The sequence below is a fragment of the Mesorhizobium sp. P2_C5_2 genome, from assembly GCF_056404535.1.
This window is the reverse complement of the sequence record NZ_JBFUDV010000001.1, coordinates 97,667-117,517: the sequence shown is the minus strand read 5'-3', so window position 1 is coordinate 117,517 and position 19,851 is coordinate 97,667. Positions and strand designations below refer to the sequence as shown.

Genomic DNA, 19,851 nt, shown 5'->3' with positions numbered 1-19,851 from the left:
CTGGCATCGAGACTTGAAACACCGGCCGGGATCGTCTATATCAGCGTCAAATTCTTGGTCGGTATGACGAAGAGTGGGTCCACCCGGTCCCGCTCTTTTTTATTACCTGCCGGTCAGCCATCTGAGCATGATCCCGAAAAGTGGGAACCGGTTTTCGGAAAAGATCATGCTCCAGCAAGATAGATCAGAATGACGATCGAACGTCATCCTGATCTGTAGAACGACAAGGAACCGCATGACTGCAACGGCAAGCGAAGCCGACGACCGCATCATCCGCGAAAGCGGCATCGATGCGCGCATCGCGCGGATCGTTCAGCCGGTGTTGCGCGGCATCGGCTTCCGCCTCGTGCGGGTGCATCTGTCGGGCCAGAACGGGCTGACGCTGCAGATCATGGCCGAGCGCGAGGACGGCACCATGACCGTCGAGGACTGCGAAGAGGTCAGCCGCGCCGTGTCGCCGGCGCTCGACGTCGATGATCCGATCGAGAAGGCCTATCATCTCGAAGTGTCGTCGCCCGGCATCGACCGGCCGCTGGTGCGCAAGTCGGATTTCGTCACCTGGACCGGCCATCTGGTTAAGATGGAAACCTCGGTGCAGGTCGCCGACCGCAAGCGCTTCAAGGGCAAGATCGCCGAAGCCGGTGAAGACGATATTCTGCTCGAGCGCGACAAGGCCGCCTATGGCGAAGAGCCGACGGTCCGCATTCCTTATGACGCGATCGCCGATGTGCGGCTGATCCTCACCGACGACCTCATCCGCGACGCCCTGTCGAAGGACAATAGGGAACGCAAGGAAGCCAAGAAGCGCCGCGGCGAGCCGGAAGACGATGTTTCGCAAGACGCCACGGAAGAACACGAACAGGAATAACGATTGAGCTGCCGGGCCAAAGCTCCGGCACCCAGTTCGGGAGATAAAGACATGGTTGTAAGCGCCAACAGACTTGAACTGCTGCAGATCGCCGACGCGGTCGCGCGTGAAAAGTCGATCGACAAGTCGATCGTCATCGCCGCCATGGCCGATGCGATCCAGAAGGCCGCGCGCTCGCGCTACGGTCAGGAAACCAACATCCGCGCCGACATCAATGCCACCACCGGCGAGATGAAGCTGCAGCGGCTGATGGAAGTGGTCGAGAAGGTCGACGACTACGCCACCCAGATCGCCATTTCCTCGGCCCGCGAGCGCAATCCCGACGCCCAGCTCGGCGACTTCATCGCCGAACAGCTGCCGCCGATGGATTTCGGCCGCATCGCCGCCCAGTCGGCCAAGCAGGTCATCGTGCAGAAGGTGCGCGAGGCCGAGCGCGACCGTCAGTATGACGAATACAAGGACCGCATCGGCGAGATCGTCAACGGCACGGTCAAGCGCGTCGAATATGGCAACGTCATCGTCGATCTCGGTCGTGGCGAAGCGATTATCCGCCGCGACGAGCTGATCCCGCGCGAAAACTACAAATACGGTGACCGCGTCCGCGCCTATGTCTACGACGTGCGCCGCGAACAGCGCGGCCCGCAGATCTTCCTGTCGCGCACCCATCCGCAGTTCATGGCCAAGCTCTTCACCATGGAAGTGCCGGAAATCTATGACGGCATCATCGAGATCAAGTCGGTTGCCCGCGATCCGGGCTCGCGCGCCAAGATCGCCGTCATCTCGCGTGACTCGTCCATCGATCCGGTCGGCGCCTGCGTCGGTATGCGCGGCAGCCGCGTTCAGGCAGTGGTCGGCGAATTGCAGGGCGAAAAGATCGACATCATTCCGTGGTCGCCTTCGGCCGCCTCCTTCATCGTCAATGCGCTGCAGCCAGCGGAAGTCGCCAAGGTCGTGCTCGACGAGGATGCCGAGCGCATCGAGGTGGTGGTTCCCGACGACCAGCTGTCGCTGGCCATCGGCCGCCGCGGCCAGAACGTGCGTCTTGCCTCGCAGCTCACCGGCTGGGACATCGACATCCTGACCGAGGCCGAGGAATCCGAGCGCCGCCAAAAGGAATTCGTCGAGCGTTCGTCGCTGTTCATGGAAGCGCTCGATGTCGACGAAATGGTCGGCCAGGTGCTGGCCTCCGAAGGCTTCACCAGCGTCGAGGAAGTTGCCTATGTCGATTCGGGCGAGATCGCCTCGATCGACGGCTTCGACGAAGACACCGCTTCGGAAATCCAGACCCGCGCCCGCGAATATCTGGAGAAGATCGAAGCCGAGCATGACGACAAGCGCAAGGCGCTGGGCGTCGCCGACGAACTGCGCGAGATCCCCGGTGTTACCACCGCCATGATGGTGACGCTCGGCGAGGACGGCGTGAAGACGATCGAGGACTTCGCCGGCTATGCCGCCGACGATCTCACCGGCTGGAAGGAACGCAAGGACGGCGAGACCAAGGTCTATCCGGGTGTGCTCGCCAATCAGGGCGTGTCGCGCACTGACGCCGAGCAGATGGTTCTGGCCGCCCGCCTCAAGGCCGGCTGGATCACCGAAGACGAGCTTGCAGCCGAACAAGTCCCGGCTGACGAAGCCGTTGGTGCGTGAGGTGAAACCGCATCGCACACAACCCGCCCCAGGACGAGATGAACGATCGCACCTGCATCGTCACCCGCAAGCAAGCCGAGCCGGATGAGCTGATCCGTTTCGTCGTCGGCCCGGATTCGGCCGTCGTTCCTGACATCAAGAGAAACCTGCCCGGCCGTGGTTGTTGGGTGAGCGCCGACCGCCTACATATTGAGAAGGCGGCGGCGAAGAACCTGTTCGCCCGCGCCTTCAAGGCGCAAGTGACCGTGCCGCCCGATCTTGGCGGCATGGTCGACGGACTGCTTTCACGATCCGCTTTGGGCATGCTCGGCCTTGCCCGCAAGGCCGGCGCGATCGCTCTCGGCGCCACCAAGGTCGAGAGCGCGGTGCGCAGTGGACTGGCGCTTTTCGTGCTCCACGCGACCGAAGCGTCCGACGATGGCGTGCGCAAGATCAGCCAGGCGCGGCGGGCAACTGTCCACCTCGGCGGGCCTTCAGTCCTTGCCTACAAACTTCTCTCCGAGGCCGAGTTGAGCTTGGCATTGGGGGGCACAAATGTGATACATGCTGCCGTTCTCGCGGGAGACGCGGGCAAGGCGGTTGAGAAGCGCATGGTTGCGCTCGACCGATATCGGGGCGGAACCCCCGACGATCTGGCAATGCTTGCGGCCGTTGCTGACGAAGATGATGCTGCAGAGGATATGGAATGAGCGATACGAAATCGGGCGACGACAAGACGTTGAGTGTTACACCGAAGAAGACCTTGACGCTGAAGCGCCCCGGTACCGAGCAGAGCGTCGTGCGCCAGAATTTCTCGCATGGCCGCACCAAGCAGGTCCAGGTCGAGATCAAGAAGCGCAAATTCTCCATGCCCGGCGACAAGCCGGAGCCGGTGGCTGCACCCGTTTTGACGCCCAAGCCCGCGGTTGTGGCAGCCCCCCCAGTCGTGCAGGAAGCGCCCAAGGCGCCGCCTCCCCCGCCGCCGGTTGAACGCAGCGGCATGGTGCTGAACGAATTGTCGCGTGGCGAAATGGAAGCCCGGCGCAGGGCGCTCGAAGGCTCCAAGGTTCGCGAAGTCGAGGATCGCCAGCGCGCCGCCGAAGACGCCAAGCGCCGCGCCGAGGATGAGGAACGCCGCAAGCGCGAGCGTGAGGACTCCGCGCGCCGTCAGGCCGAGGAAGAAGCCCGTCTGCAGACCGAGGCCGAGTCCCGCCGCCGTGCCGAGGAAGAGGCGCGCCGTCGCGCGCCGCTGGCCGCCGAACTGGCGACGGTCGACGACGAGGAAGAGGCCAAGCCGAAGCGCCCCGGCGCCGGCGCCCCGGTTCGCCGTCCGGTCACGCCTGAGGTGGCGCGTCCGGCCAAGCCGACCAAGGCCGAGGAAGACCGTCGTCGCGGCAAGCTGACCCTCAATACGGCGCTTTCCGACGAGGATGCGCGCGCCCGCTCGCTGTCGTCGATGCGTCGCCGCCAGGAAAAATTCAAGCGCGCGATGCACAATGAGCCGCGCGAGAAGGTTATGCGCGAAGTGATCCTGCCCGAAACCATCACCATCCAGGAACTGGCGCAGCGCATGTCCGAGCGCGCCGTCGATGTGGTCAAGTACTTCATGAAGCAGGGCCAGATCCTGAAGCCGGGCGACATCATCGACGCCGACACGGCCGAGCTGGTCGCCACCGAATTCGGCCACACGGTCCGCCGCGTCGCCGAGTCCGACATCGAGGAAGGCCTGTTCAACATCGCCGACAATGCCGAGGACCTGGTGTCGCGGCCGCCGGTCGTGACCATCATGGGCCATGTCGACCACGGCAAGACCTCGCTGCTCGACGCCATCCGCAATGCCAATGTCGTCTCCGGCGAGGCCGGCGGCATCACCCAGCATATCGGCGCCTACCAGGTCGAGAAGAACGGTCAGAAGATCACCTTCATCGACACGCCCGGCCACGCCGCCTTCACGGCGATGCGCGCCCGCGGCGCCCAGGCCACCGACATCGCCATCCTGGTGGTGGCGGCCGACGACAGCGTCATGCCGCAGACGATCGAATCGATCAGCCATGCCAAGGCAGCCGGCGTTCCGATCATCGTGGCGATCAATAAGATCGACAAGCACGATGCCGATCCGCAGAAGGTGCGCTCGGAACTGCTGCGCCATGAGGTGTTCGTCGAATCGATGGGCGGTGAAGTGCTGGACGTCGAAGTGTCGGCGACCAAGGGCACCAATCTCGACAAGCTGCTCGAAGCGATCCTGCTGCAGGCCGAAATCCTCGACCTCAAGGCCAATCCGGACCGCACCGCCGAGGGCGTCGTCATCGAAGCTCAACTCGACAAGGGCCGCGGCCCCGTCGCCACCGTGCTGGTGCAGACCGGCACGCTGATGCCGGGCGACATTCTCGTCGCCGGCAATGAGTGGGGCCGGGTTCGCGCGCTGGTCAACGACCGTGGCGAACAGGTCAAGGAAGCCCCGCCGGCAATGCCGGTCGAGGTGCTTGGTCTGCAAGGCACGCCTCAGGCGGGTGACCGCTTCGCCGTCGTCAACAACGAGGCCCGCGCCCGCGAGATCACCGAATACCGTCAGCGTCTGGCGCGCGAGAAGGCGGTGGCCAAGCATGCCGGCCAGCGCGGCTCGCTCGAACAGATGATGTCGCAGTTGCAGACGAGCGGGTTGAAGGAATTCCCGCTGGTCATCAAGGGCGACGTGCAGGGTTCGATCGAGGCGATCAACGCAGCGCTCGACAAGCTCGGCACCGACGAGGTGCGTGCGCGCATCGTTCATGCCGGCGCCGGCGCCATCACCGAAAGCGACGTGTCGCTGGCGGAGACCTCGGGCGCCGCCATCATCGGCTTCAATGTCCGCGCCAATGCGCAGGCACGTGCCGCCGCTGTCGCTGCCGGTATCGAGATACGCTACTACTCGATCATCTACAACCTCGTCGATGACGTGAAGGCGGCACTCTCCGGCCTGCTGTCGCCGGAACGTCGCGAGACCTTCATCGGCAATGCCGAGATCCTCGAGATCTTCGATATCACCAAGGTCGGCAAGATCGCCGGCTGCCGTGTCACCGAAGGCAAGGTCGAGCGTGGCGCGGGCGTGCGCCTGATCCGCGACAACGTCGTCATCCACGAAGGCACGCTGAAGACGCTCAAGCGCTTCAAGGACGAGGTTGCGGAAGTCCCGGGCGGCCAGGAATGCGGCATGGCCTTCCAGAATTACGAGGACATGCGCGTCGGCGACATCATCGAATGCTTCCGCGTCGAGATGGTGACCAGGACGCTCTGAGTTCGTATACTGTCGGTACGACCGGGCGGTGGTCGAAAGACCGCCGCCCAAATTTAATGCCTGTCGCCCAAAAGTGCGTAGCGGTTTTGGGATAAACGACATGCATAGAACAAGTATGAGACGTGCGGCACGGTCCCATCCCGCGCCTCACGCTTTCAGGATTGAGAAAAATGCCCCGTCCAACCGTCTCCAGCCCATCCCAGCGCATGCTGCGCGTCGCCGAGCAGGTGCGTCACGCACTGTCAGAAACCTTGCAGCGTGGTGAGATCATCGATCCGCTGATCGAGAATACCGTGGTGTCGGTCTCCGAAGTGCGCATGTCGCCTGACCTGAGGGTTGCCACCGCTTTCGTGTCGCCGCTCGGCGCCAAGGATACCGGCGCGGTGATCGATGCGTTGAACAAGCATGCGAAGTTCGTGCGCGGCCGCGTCTCCGGGGCGCTGCGGCAGATGAAGTTCATGCCGGAGTTCCGCTTCAAGCTCGACACCTCCTTCGACAATTTCGCCAGGATCAACGATTTGCTGAAATCGCCCGAAGTCGCGCGAGACTTGGGTGCCGATGGCGAAGACAACGACAAGGACGAGAAATAGTGGGGCGCCGCGGCAAGAAGAAGGGCCGGCCGATTTCCGGCTGGGTGGTGTTGGACAAGCCGGTCGGCATGGGCTCGACCGAAGCCGTCTCCAAGATCAAATGGCTGTTCCAGGCCGAAAAGGCCGGCCATGCCGGCACGCTCGACCCGCTGGCCTCCGGCATGCTGCCGATCGCGCTCGGCGAAGCCACCAAGACCGTGCCTTACGTTCAGGACGGCGCCAAGATCTACCTTTTTACCGTCGCGTGGGGCGAGGAGCGCTCGACCGACGACCTCGAAGGCCCGGTGACGCAGAATTCCGACCAACGTCCGGCGGAGGCCGATGTCAGGGCGCTCCTGCCGAACTACACCGGCGTCATCATGCAGACGCCGCCGCAATTCTCGGCCATCAAGATCGCTGGCGAGCGCGCCTACGACCTTGCCCGCGATGGTGCGACTGTCGACATCCCCGCGCGCGAAATCGAGATCGGCCGTTTGGATGTGATCGAGCACAATGGCGACCGCACCCTTTTCGAGGTCGAATGCGGCAAGGGCACCTACGTGCGCTCGCTCGCCCGCGACATGGGCCGTGACCTCGGCTGCTTCGGCCACATCGCCGAATTGCGCCGGGTCGAGGTCGAGCCGTTCACCCCGGAGGATTTTGTCACGGTCGCTGAACTGGAGGCCGCCCGCTTCGGCGAACAGCGCGAAGCTGACGGCGATGGCGACGCCGATGTTGTCGATGCGCCGATCGACTTCGGCGCCATCGATGCGCTGCTTGTCGACACGGCAGCCGCGCTCGATTGCCTGCCGCAGATCGCCATCAGCGACGATGCGGCGACCAAGATCCGCCTTGGCAATCCTGTCATCATCCGCGGCCGCGACGCGCCGGTGGAAGCCGAGGAAGCCTGCGCCACCGCCCGCGGCAAGCTGGTCGCCATCGGCGCCATCGAGCAAGGCATGTTCAAGCCGAAGCGGGTCTTTGCCGGCTGATTCCTGTCGACTAATCTCAATCGGACGTTACACCCGAGGGGCACATGGCAAAGGCTGACACGGTGAAGAAGCGGACGCCGGTGAAAACGCGGCGGTCGCCGGTCGGCTCTTCGCCGGGCACGCTGATCGCCGACCCTTCGGCGCGCCGGTCCGAACTGCGGCTGACGCTGCTCTCACCCGAAAAGTTCAAGACCATCGAAAACGCCAGCATCGATGATCTCAACACCCATTGCGACAAATGGCCGGTGATATGGCTCGACTGTACCGGTCTCGCCAATATCCCGCTGATCGAGGAGATCGGCCGCATTTTCAGCCTGCATCCGCTGGCGCTGGAAGATGTCGTCAACACCGGCCAGCGGCCGAAGGTGGACTTCTTCGAGGATCATGCCTTCGTCGCTGTCACCATGATCGACGACGCCGCATCACATCGCTACGAGCAGATCGCCGTCTTCTTCGGCAGGAATTTTGTCGTCACCTTCCAGGAGCGCGAAGGTGATCCGTTCGACCCGGTGCGCAAGCGCATCGAAAGCTCGATGCCCAATCGGCTGCGTGAGCGCGGCGCCGATTACCTCGCCTATGCCTTGATAGACGCCATCGTCGACAGCTATTTCCCCCCTATCGATGCGGCCAGCGAACTGGTCGACCACATTGAGGACGAAATGCTGCGCAGCCCGCAGAAGCATCAGATGCAGCAGCTTCACCAATTGCGGCGCGGTACCAACGTGCTGAAAAACGTGCTGTGGCCGCTACGCGACGCGCTGGCGACACTGATCCGCAGCGACGTTTCCTATGTGAAGGCCGAGACCAAGGTGTTCCTGAATGATACGCTCGACCATTCGATCGGGCTGATCGAACTGGTCGAAACGCAGCGGGATACGATGACTGGCCTGATCGAGATGCATCTGTCGCTAAGCCAGGCGCGCACGAACGAGATCATCAGCGTCCTGACGATCGTTTCAGCGATTTTCATTCCGCTCACCTTTATCGTCGGCGTGTGGGGCATGAACTTCGATCCCGAAACCTCGCCATGGAATATGCCGGAACTGCGGGCCTATTACGGCTACCCATCGGCACTGGCCTTCATGGTCCTGGTTGCGGTTTCACTCGTCGCCTTCTTCAAATGGAAGAAGTGGCTTTAGCCAAAGGGAAAATCTCGAGTTTTGCTGCAAAAACCTGCGACAAGCCGGCTTTATGAATTGGGCTGGTGTTTTCCGGGGAATTGCCCTATATGCGCCGCAGCATCGCGCCGTGTCGCGTTGCTTGCACCGGCCCCTGCTGGACGACATCCCGGCTGAGGGCGACCCGTTTCCTCAAACAGATAAGGAAAAACACGATGTCGATTACTGCCGAGCGCAAACAGGAATTGATGGGTGAATTCGCAACCGCCAAGGGCGATACCGGGTCTCCGGAAGTCCAGGTGGCCATCCTTTCCGAGCGCATCAAGAACCTGACCGACCACTTCAAGGACCACAAGAAGGATAACCATTCCCGCCGTGGTCTGCTCGCTCTCGTCTCCCAGCGCCGCAGCCTGCTTGATTATCTCAAGCGCAAGGATGACGCGCGCTATCAGACGTTGATCGAGAAGCTCGGTCTGCGCCGTTGACGAATTGACCGGCGGGCTTTCGAAGGAGAGCCCGCCGGTCGCGCATTCTGCCAGTCGCATCGATTGGCCAGACCCGGTTTCGAGCGCGCAGAGGGCCACTCGAAACCGCCCATGGACGGTCATGGGGCAGGATTGCAGGACGCTCGTGCGCTCGCCAGCGCCGAAATTTACCCGAGCTTCCCGTTGTCTTGCCCGTGGCTGCCCGAGAAAGGAAGCCAGGGAAAGGGCATCCGCGCACCGTGAAACGGCGCGGCCCTTTCCGCTTATTAAGGACAAGTCATGTTCAACTACCACAAAGTGGAAATCGAATGGGGCGGCCGTCCGCTCATCCTGGAAACCGGCAAGATCGCACGTCAGGCTGACGGCGCGGTGCTCGCGACCTACGGCGAAACCAAGGTTCTCGCCACCGTCGTTTCGATGAAGGAGCCGAAGCCAGGTCTCGATTTCTTCCCGCTGACCGTCAACTACCAGGAAAAGACCTATGCCGCCGGCAAGATCCCGGGCGGCTACTTCAAGCGCGAAGGCCGTCCGAGCGAAAAGGAAACGCTGGTTTCCCGCCTGATCGACCGCCCGATCCGCCCGCTCTTCGCCGACGGCTACAAGAACGACACCCAGATCGTCGTCACCGTCGTCCAGCATGACCTCGAAAACGATCCGGACATCCTGTCGATCGTCGCCACCTCGGCCGCTCTGACGCTCTCCGGTGTTCCCTTCATGGGCCCGGTCGGCGGCGCTCGCGTCGGTTACATCAATGGCGAATATGTGCTCAATCCGCATGTCGACGAGATGCAGGAATCCAAGCTCGACCTCGTTGTCGCCGGCACCGCCGACGCCGTGCTGATGGTCGAGTCCGAAGCCAAGGAACTGGGCGAAGAGCTGATGCTCGGCGCAGTCATGTTCGGCCACAAAGGCTTCCAGCCGGTCATCGACGCCATCATCAAGCTGGCCGAAGTTGCCGCCAAGGAGCCGCGCGATTTCACGGCGCCGGATTACTCCGCGCTTGAAGCCGAGATGCTGAAGATCGTCGGCGACGAACTCAGCAATGCCTACAAGAATGTCGACAAGCAGAAGCGCTACGCCGCCGTCGACGCCGTCAAGGCGAAGGTCAAGGCAGCGTTTGCCCCGGCCGAAGGCGAAGACACCAAGTACACCTCCGAGCAGATCGGTTCGGTGTTCAAGGAACTGCAGGCCAAGGTCGTGCGCTGGAACATCCTCGACACCGGCTCGCGCATCGATGGCCGCGACCTCAAGACCGTCCGCAAGATCGTCTCCGAAGTCGGCGTTTTGCCGCGCACCCACGGTTCGGCGCTGTTCACCCGCGGCGAGACCCAGGCGCTGGTCGTTGCCACGCTCGGCACCGGCGAGGACGAGCAGTATGTCGATTCGCTGACCGGCATGTACAAGGAGAAGTTCCTCCTTCACTACAACTTCCCTCCCTACTCCGTCGGTGAGACCGGCCGCATGGGTTCGCCGGGCCGCCGCGAAATCGGCCATGGCAAGCTCGCCTGGCGCGCTATCCGTCCGATGCTGCCGAGCGCTGACCAGTTCCCCTACACGCTGCGCGTCGTCTCGGAGATCACCGAGTCCAACGGCTCGTCGTCGATGGCGACCGTCTGCGGCACCTCGCTGGCGCTGATGGATGCCGGCGTTCCGCTGGCAAAGCCCGTCGCCGGTATCGCCATGGGCCTGATCAAGGAAGGCGAGCGCTTCGCGGTTCTGTCCGACATCCTGGGTGACGAAGATCACCTCGGCGACATGGACTTCAAGGTCGCCGGCACCGCCAACGGCATCACCTCGCTGCAGATGGACATCAAGATCGAGGGCATCACCGAGGAGATCATGAAGATCGCGCTGGACCAGGCCAAGGATGGCCGCCAGTATATCCTCGGCGAAATGGCGCATGCTCTGACCGGCGCCCGCCCCGAACTCGGTGAGTTCGCACCGCGCATCGAGGTCATGCACATCCCGACCGACAAGATCCGCGACGTCATCGGCTCCGGCGGCAAGGTCATCCGCGAGATCGTCGAGAAGACCGGCGCCAAGATCAACATCGAGGACGACGGCACGGTCAAGATCGCTTCGTCGAACGCCAAGGAAATCGAGGCGGCCAAGAAGTGGATCCACACCATCGTCGCCGAGCCGGAGGTCGGTGAGATCTACGAAGGCACGGTCGTCAAGACCGCCGACTTCGGCGCTTTCGTCAATTTCTTCGGTCCGCGTGACGGCCTCGTCCACATCTCGCAGCTTGCCAACGACCGGGTCGCCAAGACCTCGGACGTCGTCAAGGAAGGCGACAAGGTCTGGGTCAAGCTGATGGGCTTCGACGAGCGCGGCAAGGTCCGCCTGTCGATGAAGGTTGTCGACCAGGCCACCGGCAAGGAAATCGCCCGCGACAAGAAGGCCGAAGGCGAAGAAAACGCCGCCTGAGCGGTCTGACAGTGACATTGAAACGGGCGCGGCACATGTCGCGCCCGTTTTCGTTTGAGACCCGGTTTTGTTTCAGGGCGTGAGATCGAAGAATGGCCGCTGAGCCGCTAAAGACATTGTTCCATCCGTTCGAGGCCGAGGCGCTCCCCCTCCCGCAAAAGGGCGAACGTGTGCTGTTCCTGGGTGCGGAACCCGGTTTCCGCTTGCCTGAAGGTTTCGAGGCGGCGCTCCATCTCGTGCAGGGTTTCCGGCCGCATTTCCGCGTGCTGGAGCGTGCCGGCCACACGGTGACCCCGCGTCCGGAAGGCGATGCATTCGATGCGGCCCTCGTCCTCGTCGGCCGCCATCGCGGCCAGAACGAGATGCGCATAGTCGAGGCGATCGAACGCGTTGCACCTGGGGGTCTGATCGTTGTCGCCGGTGGAAAAGAGGACGGCATCGACAGCTTGCGCAAGCGCATCGACGAGCTTGTGCCGCTCGAAGGGCATCTGCCGAAACATCACGGCATTGCCTTCTGGCTTCGCCGTCCTGTCGATCTGGCCGCTGCGGAAAAACTCCGGACCGCCAATCCTGTCGCGCTGATCGAAGGTCGCTTCCGCACCGCGCCCGGCATGTTTTCCTTCGACCGCATCGACGCCGGCTCAAAACTTCTGGTCGATAACCTGCCCAAAGATTTGCGCGGCAACATCGCCGATTTCTGCGCCGGCTGGGGTTATGTTGCGGCCGAGGTCGCAGTCCGCTCACCTGGTCTGACGGGGCTCGACCTCTACGAGGCGGATTTCGACGCGCTGGAGGCGGCCAAGGGCAATATCGGCCAGACGGACTTCGAGCCGGGCTTCTTCTGGATCGATCTGCTGAGCGAGCCGGTCGAGCGCCGCTATGACGCCATCGTCATGAACCCGCCCTTCCATCGCAGCCGGGCGGCCGAGCCGGAAATCGGCGCCGGCATGATCCAGGCGGCGGGCAAGGCGCTGAAGCCGGGCGGGCGCTTGTTCATGGTGGCGAACCGCCAGCTGCCCTACGAGCCGGTTCTGAAGGCTGTCTTTTCCAGCCATGCCGAGATCGCCCGCGACGGCATGTTCAAGGTCTTTTCCGCTCGCCGCTAGAACATGGTCCCAAGAAGATCATGCGCGGGACAGAACCGCCTCAATGCATGCTGACGATGCGCGCCGGCTCGTGCACGGGAATGGTCGCTCTGATCTCGCCGGGCTTGATCTTGAGCGGCGCCGGCCTACCGAACAGATAGCCCTGCACCATCTCGCAGCCGGCCGCCCTCAAGAGCGTCGCCTGGTTCTCGGTCTCGACGCCTTCGGCGATAATGCCGACGCCAAGCGCCCGTGACAGGCCGACGATGGTGGAGACGACGGCACCCGAATTGGAATCGGTGTCCATTCGGCTGATGAAGGAGCGGTCGATCTTCAGCTTGCCGAAGGCAAAGTCGATCAGATAGCTCAGATTAGAATAGCCGGTGCCGAAATCGTCGACGGCCACCGAAATGCCCATGTCGGCAAGCTGCTGCAGGATGATGGCGGCGCGGTCGCGGTCCTGCATCATCGCCGTCTCGGTCAGTTCCAGCTCCAGTCGTGACGGCTTGATGCCGGTACTGGCCATGGTGTCACGCACGATGCCGACGAAATCCTTGGTCATGAACTGGACCGGCGAGATGTTGACGGCCACGAAGCAGTCCTCGGGCAAATGGCGGGCGTCGCTGCAGGCCTTGTGCAGCACCCAATTGCCGATCGGGTGGATCATGCCGGTCTCTTCGGCGATCGGAATGAACTCCATCGGCGGGATCATGCCGCGTTCAGGATGCTTCCAGCGGATCAGCGCCTCGTAGCCGACGATGCGGCCGCTCCGCAGGTCGAGCTGCGGCTGGTAGTGGAGGTCGAAATCACCGCGGTCGAAAGCAATGTGCAGTTCGGATTCGATCCAGTGGCGGTAGTCGGCGACCTGGCCCATGTCGGAATGGAAGACCGACCAGTTGCCCACCCCACCAGCGCGGGCATTCTGCAGCGCCAGGTTGGAGCGGCGCAGGACGAGGACCGGATCGACGCCGTCCTTCGGCATCGCCACGATGCCCACCGACAGGCCGACCGTTTGTAGGTGGGAATCGAGCTGATAGGGCTTCAGCATCTCCTCGATCAGGGTTTCGACAGTGGCTTCCATCGATCCCTCGATCTCATGTTCCGAGACGAGAACGGCGAATTCGCCGGCGCCGATGCGCCCCATCACCGTGCCCTCGGGCATGCAGGCCCTCAGCCGCTTGGTAAAGACGCGGATCAGTTCGTCGCCATGGCTGTAGCCGATAGCGTCGTTTATCTGCTTGAAGCGGTCGATGTCGATATCGATGAGGAACACCGGCTCGCCGGTCTTGATCGTCGCCGACGCCGCGTCGGCAATCTTGCCAACCATGGCCGGCCGCGCCAAAAGCCCGGTCAGCTTGTCGAAATGGGTTTCGTTGAAGACGTAGTCCACCGATTCATCAACGCCGGCGAAGAAGGACAAGGCCGCAACGGCGGCGGCCAGCGCGCACAAAGCCGACGCGATGCCGACCATGGTTCCCGCCTGCATGCCGGCAAAGCCATCACCGAAACCGAACTGGAGACCCCACAGCCCGAGAATGAAACTGCCGAGCCCCGAGGCGGCGACGGTGAGCAGCCGGAACACAGGTGTTCGCTTCGGGTTGCTGACAGCAGGCATTACTCAGTCCCTGTTGCATGATCCCAAAAATCAACTCGACTTTCCGGAAAGATCACACGCAAATTCATAAATCCTAAAGCATCCTTTGCGCGCAGAAAGAACGCGCAGTGCCCTAGCCATACGACTTATAACGGATATCTCCTTAAAATGAGTTTCCGCCAATGCATCTAATTTTACTGGAAGAACTGGAGCACAATTCCGAAAAGAGGTGCCAGGTTTTCTCGGACAAACGGAAACCGTTTGTCCAGAGATCATGCTTAACCCGAAGAGATAGACCCCCATCCCGGTTCCATCGCGATGGAACAGGCTCTAATCGCGTCCGCTGTCGGTCTGCTTCAACTCGTCCAGTGTTGGCATGGACACGATGTGATAGCCGGAATCGACATAATGGATCTCGCCGGTGACCCCTGACGAGAGGTCCGACAAAAGATAGAGCGCCGAGCCGCCGACCTCGTCGATGGTCACTGTGCGGCGCAGCGGCGAGTTGCGCTGCTGGTAGGAATACATGTGCCGCGCATCCGAAATCCCGGCGCCGGCCAGCGTGCGCACCGGCCCCGCCGATATGCCGTTCACCCTGATGCCGCGCGGGCCGTAATCATTGGCAAGATAGCGCACGCTGGCTTCCAGCCCGGCCTTGGCGACGCCCATGACGTTGTAGTTCGGCATGACGCGGACAGAGCCGGCATAGGTCAGCGTGATCATCGCGCCGCCGTCGCTCATCAGCGGGGCGGCATGCCGGGCGATCTCGGTGAAGGAATAGCAGGAGATCACCATGGTGCGGACGAAGTTGTCGCGGCTGGTGTCGGCGTAGAGCCCCTTGAGCTCGTTCTTGTCGGAAAAGCCGATGGCGTGGACGACGAAGTCGAGCCCGCCCCATTCCTTGCCGAGTGTCTCGAAGGTGGCCGCGACCGAGGCGCTGTCCTCGACGTCGCATGGCACGACCAGCGACGCTCCGAGCTTCTCGGCGAGCGGCCTGACGCGGCGCCCGAAGGCATCGCCCTGATAGGTGAAGGCGAGGTCTGCCCCATGCTCGGACAATTTCTTGGCGATGCCCCAGGCGATCGAATGATCGTTGGCGACGCCCATGACAAGCCCACGCTTGCCCTTCATCAGTCCGTCCATGGCTGGCAAATCCTTATGCGGAATAGCGCTGGAAAATCAGCGTTGCGTTGGTGCCACCGAAACCGAACGAATTGGACAAAACCGTGTCGATCCTGGCGTCGTCGATACGCTTGCGCACGATCGGCATGCCCTCGAATTCCGGATCTAGGTTTTCGATATGAGCGCTCTCGCCGATGAAGCCGCCTTGCATCATCAGGATCGAGTAGATCGATTCCTGTACGCCGGCCGCGCCCAGCGAATGGCCGGTCAACGACTTGGTCGAGGTGATGAACGGCATCTTGTCGCCGAACACCTCGCGGATGGCGCCCATTTCCTTGGAATCGCCGACCGGCGTCGAGGTGCCGTGGGTGTTGATGTAGTCGACCGGCGTGGACACCGTCGCCAGCGCCTGGCGCATGCAGCGCACCGCGCCTTCGCCCGACGGCGCCACCATGTCGTAGCCGTCCGACGTCGCGCCATAGCCGACGATCTCGGCATAGATCTTGGCGCCACGCGCCTTGGCGTGTTCGAGTTCCTCCAGGATGAGGACGCCCGCGCCGCCGGCGATGACGAAGCCATCGCGATTGGCGTCATAGGCGCGCGAAGCGGTCGACGCCTTGTCGTTATACTTTGACGACATGGCGCCCATGGCGTCGAACAGGTCCGACATCGTCCAGTCGAGGTCTTCATGGCCGCCGGCAAACATCACATCCTGCTTACCCCACTGGATCAGTTCGTAGGCATTGCCGATGCAATGCGCCGAGGTCGAGCAGGCCGACGAGATCGAATAATTGACGCCGTGGATCTTGAACCAGGTGGCGAGCGTCGCCGAAGCGGTCGATGACATCGCCTTCGGCACCGCGAACGGACCGATGCGCTTGGGGCTGTTGTTCTTGAGCGTGATCTCGGCCGCCTCGACGATGGTGCGGGTCGAGGGGCCGCCCGAGCCCATGACGATGCCGGTGCGCTCATTGGTGATGTCGCTTTCGCCAAGCCCTGCGTCGGCGATCGCCTGGTCCATTGCGACATGATTCCAGGCAGCGCCCTGGCTCAGGAAGCGCATGGCGCGGCGGTCGATCATGGCCGACGGGTCGAGCGTCGGTGCGCCCCAGACCTGACAGCGGAAGCCGTGTTCGGCGAACGAATTGGAGAAGCTGATGCCGGATTTGGCATCGTAGAGCGAGGATTGCACCTCGTTGGCATTGTTGCCGATCGACGATACGATGCCGAGGCCTGTGACGACGACCCTTCTCATTCGCAACTCCTTCCAGCGGATGATCCCGAAACCGTAGTCGGTTTTCGCCGGCGATCATACGCAAAATCAAAGTGCTGCAGCGTCATTGCGCGTCTCAGAAGAAACGCCCTGCTGCAGTGGCCGCCGGTCAGGCGGCCGATTGCTTGGACAGCCCCACCTTGAGGTCTGTCGCCGCGTATATGGGTTCGCCGTCGGCCTTAAGCCAGCCATCGGCGATGCCGAGCACCAGGCGCCCGCGCATGACGCGCTTGAAATCGATGCCGTACTCCACCTTCTTGACGGATGGCGTCACCATCCCCTTGAACTTCACTTCGCCGGTCGACAGCGCCATGCCCTTGCCAGGCTCGCCGAGCCAGCCAAGGTAGAACCCCGTCAACTGCCACATGGCGTCGAGGCCCAGGCACCCCGGCATAATCGGATTGCCGATGAAATGGCAGGCGAAGAACCACAGGTCCGGCTTGATGTCGAATTCGGCGCGGATGAAGCCCTTGTCGTGGGCGCCGCCGGTCTCGCTGATTTCGGTGATGCGGTCGAACATCAGCATCGGCGGGTAGGGCAACTGGGCATTGCCAGGCCCGAACAGCTCGCCGCGGGCGCAGGCAAGCAATTCCTCATAACCGTAGCTGGATTTAGAACCCGCCATATGTCTCGTCCCCATAATCGTCCCGGGCGGTGGGGCGCCCTTGTCGTTGGTTTCCTAACACAATCCCTTTCGGGCCGGAAACCGGCGTTTGCGCTTAACCCGCCAGTCTGCCCGGGTCAATGCGCGCTATTGATCGCATTCGGCCAACAGAATATATGTCGAGAGGTATCCAGTTTCGGTCGAAGCCGTTTTTTCGCCACTCTGGGCGTGTCTTGAGGCAGAACTGTGGGCTTGGACGGATAGATGGATCTGGGCTGCCGGAAGGAAAATGTCGCTGTGGACAAGCGGGTTCGCGAAGCCGGCCTAAGGCCGACACGCCAGCGCATCGCGCTGGCCGATCTGCTGTTTGCCAAGGGCGACCGCCACCTTTCGGCCGAGGAACTGCATGAGGAGGCGGTCACCGCCGGCGTGCCGGTCTCGCTCGCCACCGTCTACAACGCGCTTCACCAGTTCACCCAGGCCGGCATGCTGCGCATCCTGGCGGTCGAAGGGTCGAAGACCTATTTCGACACCAACACCTCCGACCACCATCATTTCTACATCGAAGGCGAAAACAGGATCTTCGACATCGAAAGCGGTCCGGTGACCGTCTCCAACCTGCCGGAGCCACCCGCAGGCATGGAGATCGCCAATGTCGACATCGTGGTGCGGTTGCGCCCCAAACGCGACGCTTGAGCAGCAATTCAATGAAACCTGTGGATCTGGTGGTCCGGCTCGAATGGGCCGCTGTGGTCTTGGTGGCTATCGTCCTTTACACGCAGTCGAGCGTTTCCTGGTGGCTGTTTGCCCTGCTCATCCTGGCACCTGACCTGTCGATGCTGGGTTATCTCGCCGGGCCGCGCGTCGGTGCCGTCGCTTACAACGCGTTGCACATATTGATCGTCCCGCTGCTGCTGGCGCTCGGTGGATATGTGCTTGGCAAGTCGATGGCGACCGCGATCGCGCTGATCTGGATTATCCACATCGCCATCGACCGCGCTCTCGGTTATGGCCTTAAATTGTCGAGCGGTTTTCAGGATACGCATCTCGGCCGTATCGGCCGTTAGGCCATGATCCCGGAGGTGGGCCTCAGGATCAGTTCTTGACGTGCTCGCCGGGATAGGCGCCCCAGACCTGCGACTGGGCGATCCAGCCGGTGTGGCCATCGAAGGTCATCTCGCACCACTGGCCGTCGCAGGTTTTGATCGTGCCCGTCACGCCCGGCTCGATGATGGCGATGACGCTCGCATCCTTGTCCGCATCGTCGAGCAGATTGATTCGGCCCCCTTTGGTGCGCTGCCAGGGCGCGACGATCGCGGTGCGGCGTCCCGACAGCAGCGACTGGTTGATCCAGCCCTCCGAGCCATCGGCATCGCGCACGCGCCGCCAGGTGTCGAATTCCTGGATGATTTCCATCGGCAGGCCGGCCTTTGTGTACATCCAGTCGACGGAATAGTTGGCGCCAGGTCCGACGCGCGAGTTGACGCGGGCCGATTTCAGGCTGACGAAGCGCGGCAGCGGCAGGCCGCTGGGCCCAAGCGTCACCGTCTGCACAGGTGCGGCGGCACCTTGCGCCGCGGCGTGCGGAGAATGCAGGAGAGCGCCGAGAAGCGCTGCGCTGAGGATCAGGCGAAGCGACGCGAAACCAGACACTTTCATTCCTTTCGGCGCGTGCCCTTTGGCCCGGGCGCCCCTTTTTCTTTGTCTTCGGCGGCACCGCTTGTTACAGGAGTGGCAGGCACCGCGACCGGCTTTCAGTTTCGCCTGTCTTGGTTAAAGAGGTCTCAACGAGATCGGGTTCGAGGAAACAATGGCAGGCAAAAAACGGCCTCTCGTCGTCATCACGCGCAAGCTCCCCGATCCGGTCGAGACCCGAATGCGCGAACTCTTCGATGCCAGGCTGAATGTCGAGGACCGGCCGATGACGCAGCCGGAGCTGGTCGCGGCGATCAAGGAAGCCGACGTGCTGGTGCCGACCATCACCGACCAGATCGACGCCGCGCTGATTGCCCAGGCCGGCGACAATCTCAAGCTGATCGCCAATTTCGGCAATGGTGTCGACAAGATCGACGTGGCGGCGGCGGCCAAGAAAGGCATCACCGTCACCAACACGCCGAACGTACTGACCGAAGACACCGCCGACATGACCATGGCGCTGATGCTGGCGGTGCCGCGCCGTCTGGCGGAAGGCGCAAATGTGCTGACCGGCGACAAGAAATGGGCCGGCTGGTCGCCGACCTGGATGCTCGGCCGGCGCATCTGGGGCAAGCGCCTCGGCATCGTCGGCATGGGCCGAATCGGCACCGCGGTTGCGAGACGCGCCAAGGCCTTCGGCCTGTCGATCCACTATCACAACCGCCATCGCGTGCTGCCGGAAGTCGAGGAAGGGCTGGAGGCGACCTATTGGGAAAGCCTCGACCAGATGCTTGCCCGCATGGACATCATCTCGGTCAATTGCCCGTCGACACCGGCCACCTTTCATTTGCTGTCAGCGCGGCGGCTGGCGCTGCTGCAGCCCACAGCTTACATCGTCAACACCGCGCGCGGCGATATCATCGACGAGGAGTCTCTGGTCAAGCTGATCCAGGACGGCAAGATCGCCGGCGCCGGGCTCGACGTCTACGAGCACGAGCCGGCGCTGAACTCGAAGCTTTTGAAACTCGCCGCCAAGAACAAGGTGGTGCTGTTGCCGCATATGGGCTCGGCGACGCTCGAAGGCCGCATCGACATGGGCGAGAAGGTGATCATCAACATCCGCGCCTTCTTTGACGGCCACCGCCCGCCGGATCGCGTACTGCCGCTCAGGACTTGAAG

18 protein-coding genes are annotated in these 19,851 nt (G+C 62.6%); 13 read left to right on the top strand and 5 right to left on the bottom strand.

Annotated elements, in window-relative coordinates; translation table 11 throughout:
• Positions 1 to 235: 235 nt before the first annotated feature.
• The 10 genes from rimP to AC1D1B_RS00495 all read left to right on the top strand — a co-directional run bounded on the left by rimP (position 236) and on the right by AC1D1B_RS00495 (position 12,465).
• A complete protein-coding gene (gene rimP, locus AC1D1B_RS00540; RefSeq protein WP_477328794.1) occupies positions 236 to 868 on the top strand; it encodes a ribosome maturation factor RimP in 633 nt (210 codons plus the stop codon).
• Positions 869 to 919: 51 nt separating this feature from the next.
• Complete coding sequence (gene nusA, locus AC1D1B_RS00535) at positions 920 to 2,515, top strand: transcription termination factor NusA (RefSeq protein ID WP_477328793.1); 1,596 nt, start codon at positions 920 to 922, stop codon at positions 2,513 to 2,515.
• Between the two features lie 38 nt (positions 2,516 to 2,553).
• Entirely contained in the window at positions 2,554 to 3,204 is a 651-nt protein-coding gene (locus AC1D1B_RS00530) for an RNA-binding protein (RefSeq protein ID WP_477328792.1), read from the top strand.
• Complete coding sequence (gene infB, locus AC1D1B_RS00525; protein ID WP_477328791.1) at positions 3,201 to 5,768, top strand: translation initiation factor IF-2; 2,568 nt, start codon at positions 3,201 to 3,203, stop codon at positions 5,766 to 5,768. Before AC1D1B_RS00530 ends, infB begins: the two co-directional genes overlap by 4 nt.
• A gap of 170 nt (positions 5,769 to 5,938) precedes the next feature.
• Positions 5,939 to 6,358 (top strand): 30S ribosome-binding factor RbfA, encoded by a 420-nt coding sequence (gene rbfA, locus AC1D1B_RS00520; RefSeq protein WP_112623870.1) that lies wholly within the window; start codon positions 5,939 to 5,941, stop codon positions 6,356 to 6,358.
• Complete coding sequence (gene truB / locus AC1D1B_RS00515) at positions 6,358 to 7,329, top strand: tRNA pseudouridine(55) synthase TruB (RefSeq protein ID WP_477328790.1); 972 nt, start codon at positions 6,358 to 6,360, stop codon at positions 7,327 to 7,329. The genes rbfA and truB overlap by 1 nt, the downstream gene beginning before the upstream one ends.
• Before the next feature lie 44 nt (positions 7,330 to 7,373).
• Complete coding sequence (gene corA / locus AC1D1B_RS00510) at positions 7,374 to 8,468, top strand: magnesium/cobalt transporter CorA (RefSeq protein WP_477328789.1); 1,095 nt, start codon at positions 7,374 to 7,376, stop codon at positions 8,466 to 8,468.
• An 89-nt stretch (positions 8,469 to 8,557) separates the two neighbouring features.
• Positions 8,558 to 8,932, top strand: coding sequence for a 30S ribosomal protein S15 (gene rpsO / locus AC1D1B_RS00505; protein WP_477328788.1), 375 nt, complete (start codon positions 8,558 to 8,560; stop codon positions 8,930 to 8,932).
• A gap of 279 nt (positions 8,933 to 9,211) precedes the next feature.
• Positions 9,212 to 11,359: a polyribonucleotide nucleotidyltransferase gene (gene pnp / locus AC1D1B_RS00500; RefSeq protein ID WP_477328787.1), complete on the top strand. Its 2,148-nt coding sequence runs from the start codon at positions 9,212 to 9,214 to the stop codon at positions 11,357 to 11,359.
• A gap of 92 nt (positions 11,360 to 11,451) precedes the next feature.
• Positions 11,452 to 12,465 (top strand): class I SAM-dependent methyltransferase, encoded by a 1,014-nt coding sequence (locus tag AC1D1B_RS00495; protein WP_477328786.1) that lies wholly within the window; start codon positions 11,452 to 11,454, stop codon positions 12,463 to 12,465.
• A gap of 40 nt (positions 12,466 to 12,505) precedes the next feature.
• Here AC1D1B_RS00495 and AC1D1B_RS00490 read toward each other — a convergent pair whose 3' ends face one another.
• The 4 genes from AC1D1B_RS00490 to fabA all read right to left on the bottom strand — a co-directional run bounded on the left by AC1D1B_RS00490 (position 12,506) and on the right by fabA (position 17,058).
• Complete coding sequence (locus AC1D1B_RS00490; protein ID WP_477328785.1) at positions 12,506 to 14,059, bottom strand: putative bifunctional diguanylate cyclase/phosphodiesterase; 1,554 nt, start codon at positions 14,057 to 14,059, stop codon at positions 12,506 to 12,508.
• Between the two features lie 309 nt (positions 14,060 to 14,368).
• Entirely contained in the window at positions 14,369 to 15,181 is an 813-nt protein-coding gene (gene fabI / locus AC1D1B_RS00485; protein WP_477328784.1) for an enoyl-ACP reductase FabI, read from the bottom strand.
• A 13-nt stretch (positions 15,182 to 15,194) separates the two neighbouring features.
• Positions 15,195 to 16,415, bottom strand: a complete 1,221-nt coding sequence (fabB, locus tag AC1D1B_RS00480; RefSeq protein ID WP_181056306.1) for a beta-ketoacyl-ACP synthase I — start codon at positions 16,413 to 16,415, stop codon at positions 15,195 to 15,197.
• 127 nt (positions 16,416 to 16,542) lie between these two features.
• Entirely contained in the window at positions 16,543 to 17,058 is a 516-nt protein-coding gene (gene fabA, locus AC1D1B_RS00475) for a 3-hydroxyacyl-[acyl-carrier-protein] dehydratase FabA (RefSeq protein ID WP_023669566.1), read from the bottom strand.
• A gap of 243 nt (positions 17,059 to 17,301) precedes the next feature.
• On the opposite strand from fabA, the gene irrA reads away from it, so the two are divergent.
• Both irrA and AC1D1B_RS00465 read left to right on the top strand, forming a co-directional pair.
• Positions 17,302 to 17,733 (top strand): iron response transcriptional regulator IrrA, encoded by a 432-nt coding sequence (irrA, locus tag AC1D1B_RS00470; RefSeq protein WP_477328783.1) that lies wholly within the window; start codon positions 17,302 to 17,304, stop codon positions 17,731 to 17,733.
• 11 nt (positions 17,734 to 17,744) lie between these two features.
• Positions 17,745 to 18,104, top strand: coding sequence for a DUF4260 domain-containing protein (locus AC1D1B_RS00465; RefSeq protein WP_477328782.1), 360 nt, complete (start codon positions 17,745 to 17,747; stop codon positions 18,102 to 18,104).
• A gap of 28 nt (positions 18,105 to 18,132) precedes the next feature.
• Here the strand turns inward: AC1D1B_RS00465 and AC1D1B_RS00460 are convergent, their stop codons facing one another.
• Complete coding sequence (locus AC1D1B_RS00460; RefSeq protein WP_477328781.1) at positions 18,133 to 18,690, bottom strand: SH3 domain-containing protein; 558 nt, start codon at positions 18,688 to 18,690, stop codon at positions 18,133 to 18,135.
• A 157-nt stretch (positions 18,691 to 18,847) separates the two neighbouring features.
• Here AC1D1B_RS00460 and AC1D1B_RS00455 point away from each other — a divergent pair, with 157 nt between their 5' ends.
• Positions 18,848 to 19,849, top strand: coding sequence for a 2-hydroxyacid dehydrogenase (locus tag AC1D1B_RS00455; protein WP_477328780.1), 1,002 nt, complete (start codon positions 18,848 to 18,850; stop codon positions 19,847 to 19,849).
• The last annotated feature ends 2 nt before the right edge of the window (positions 19,850 to 19,851 follow it).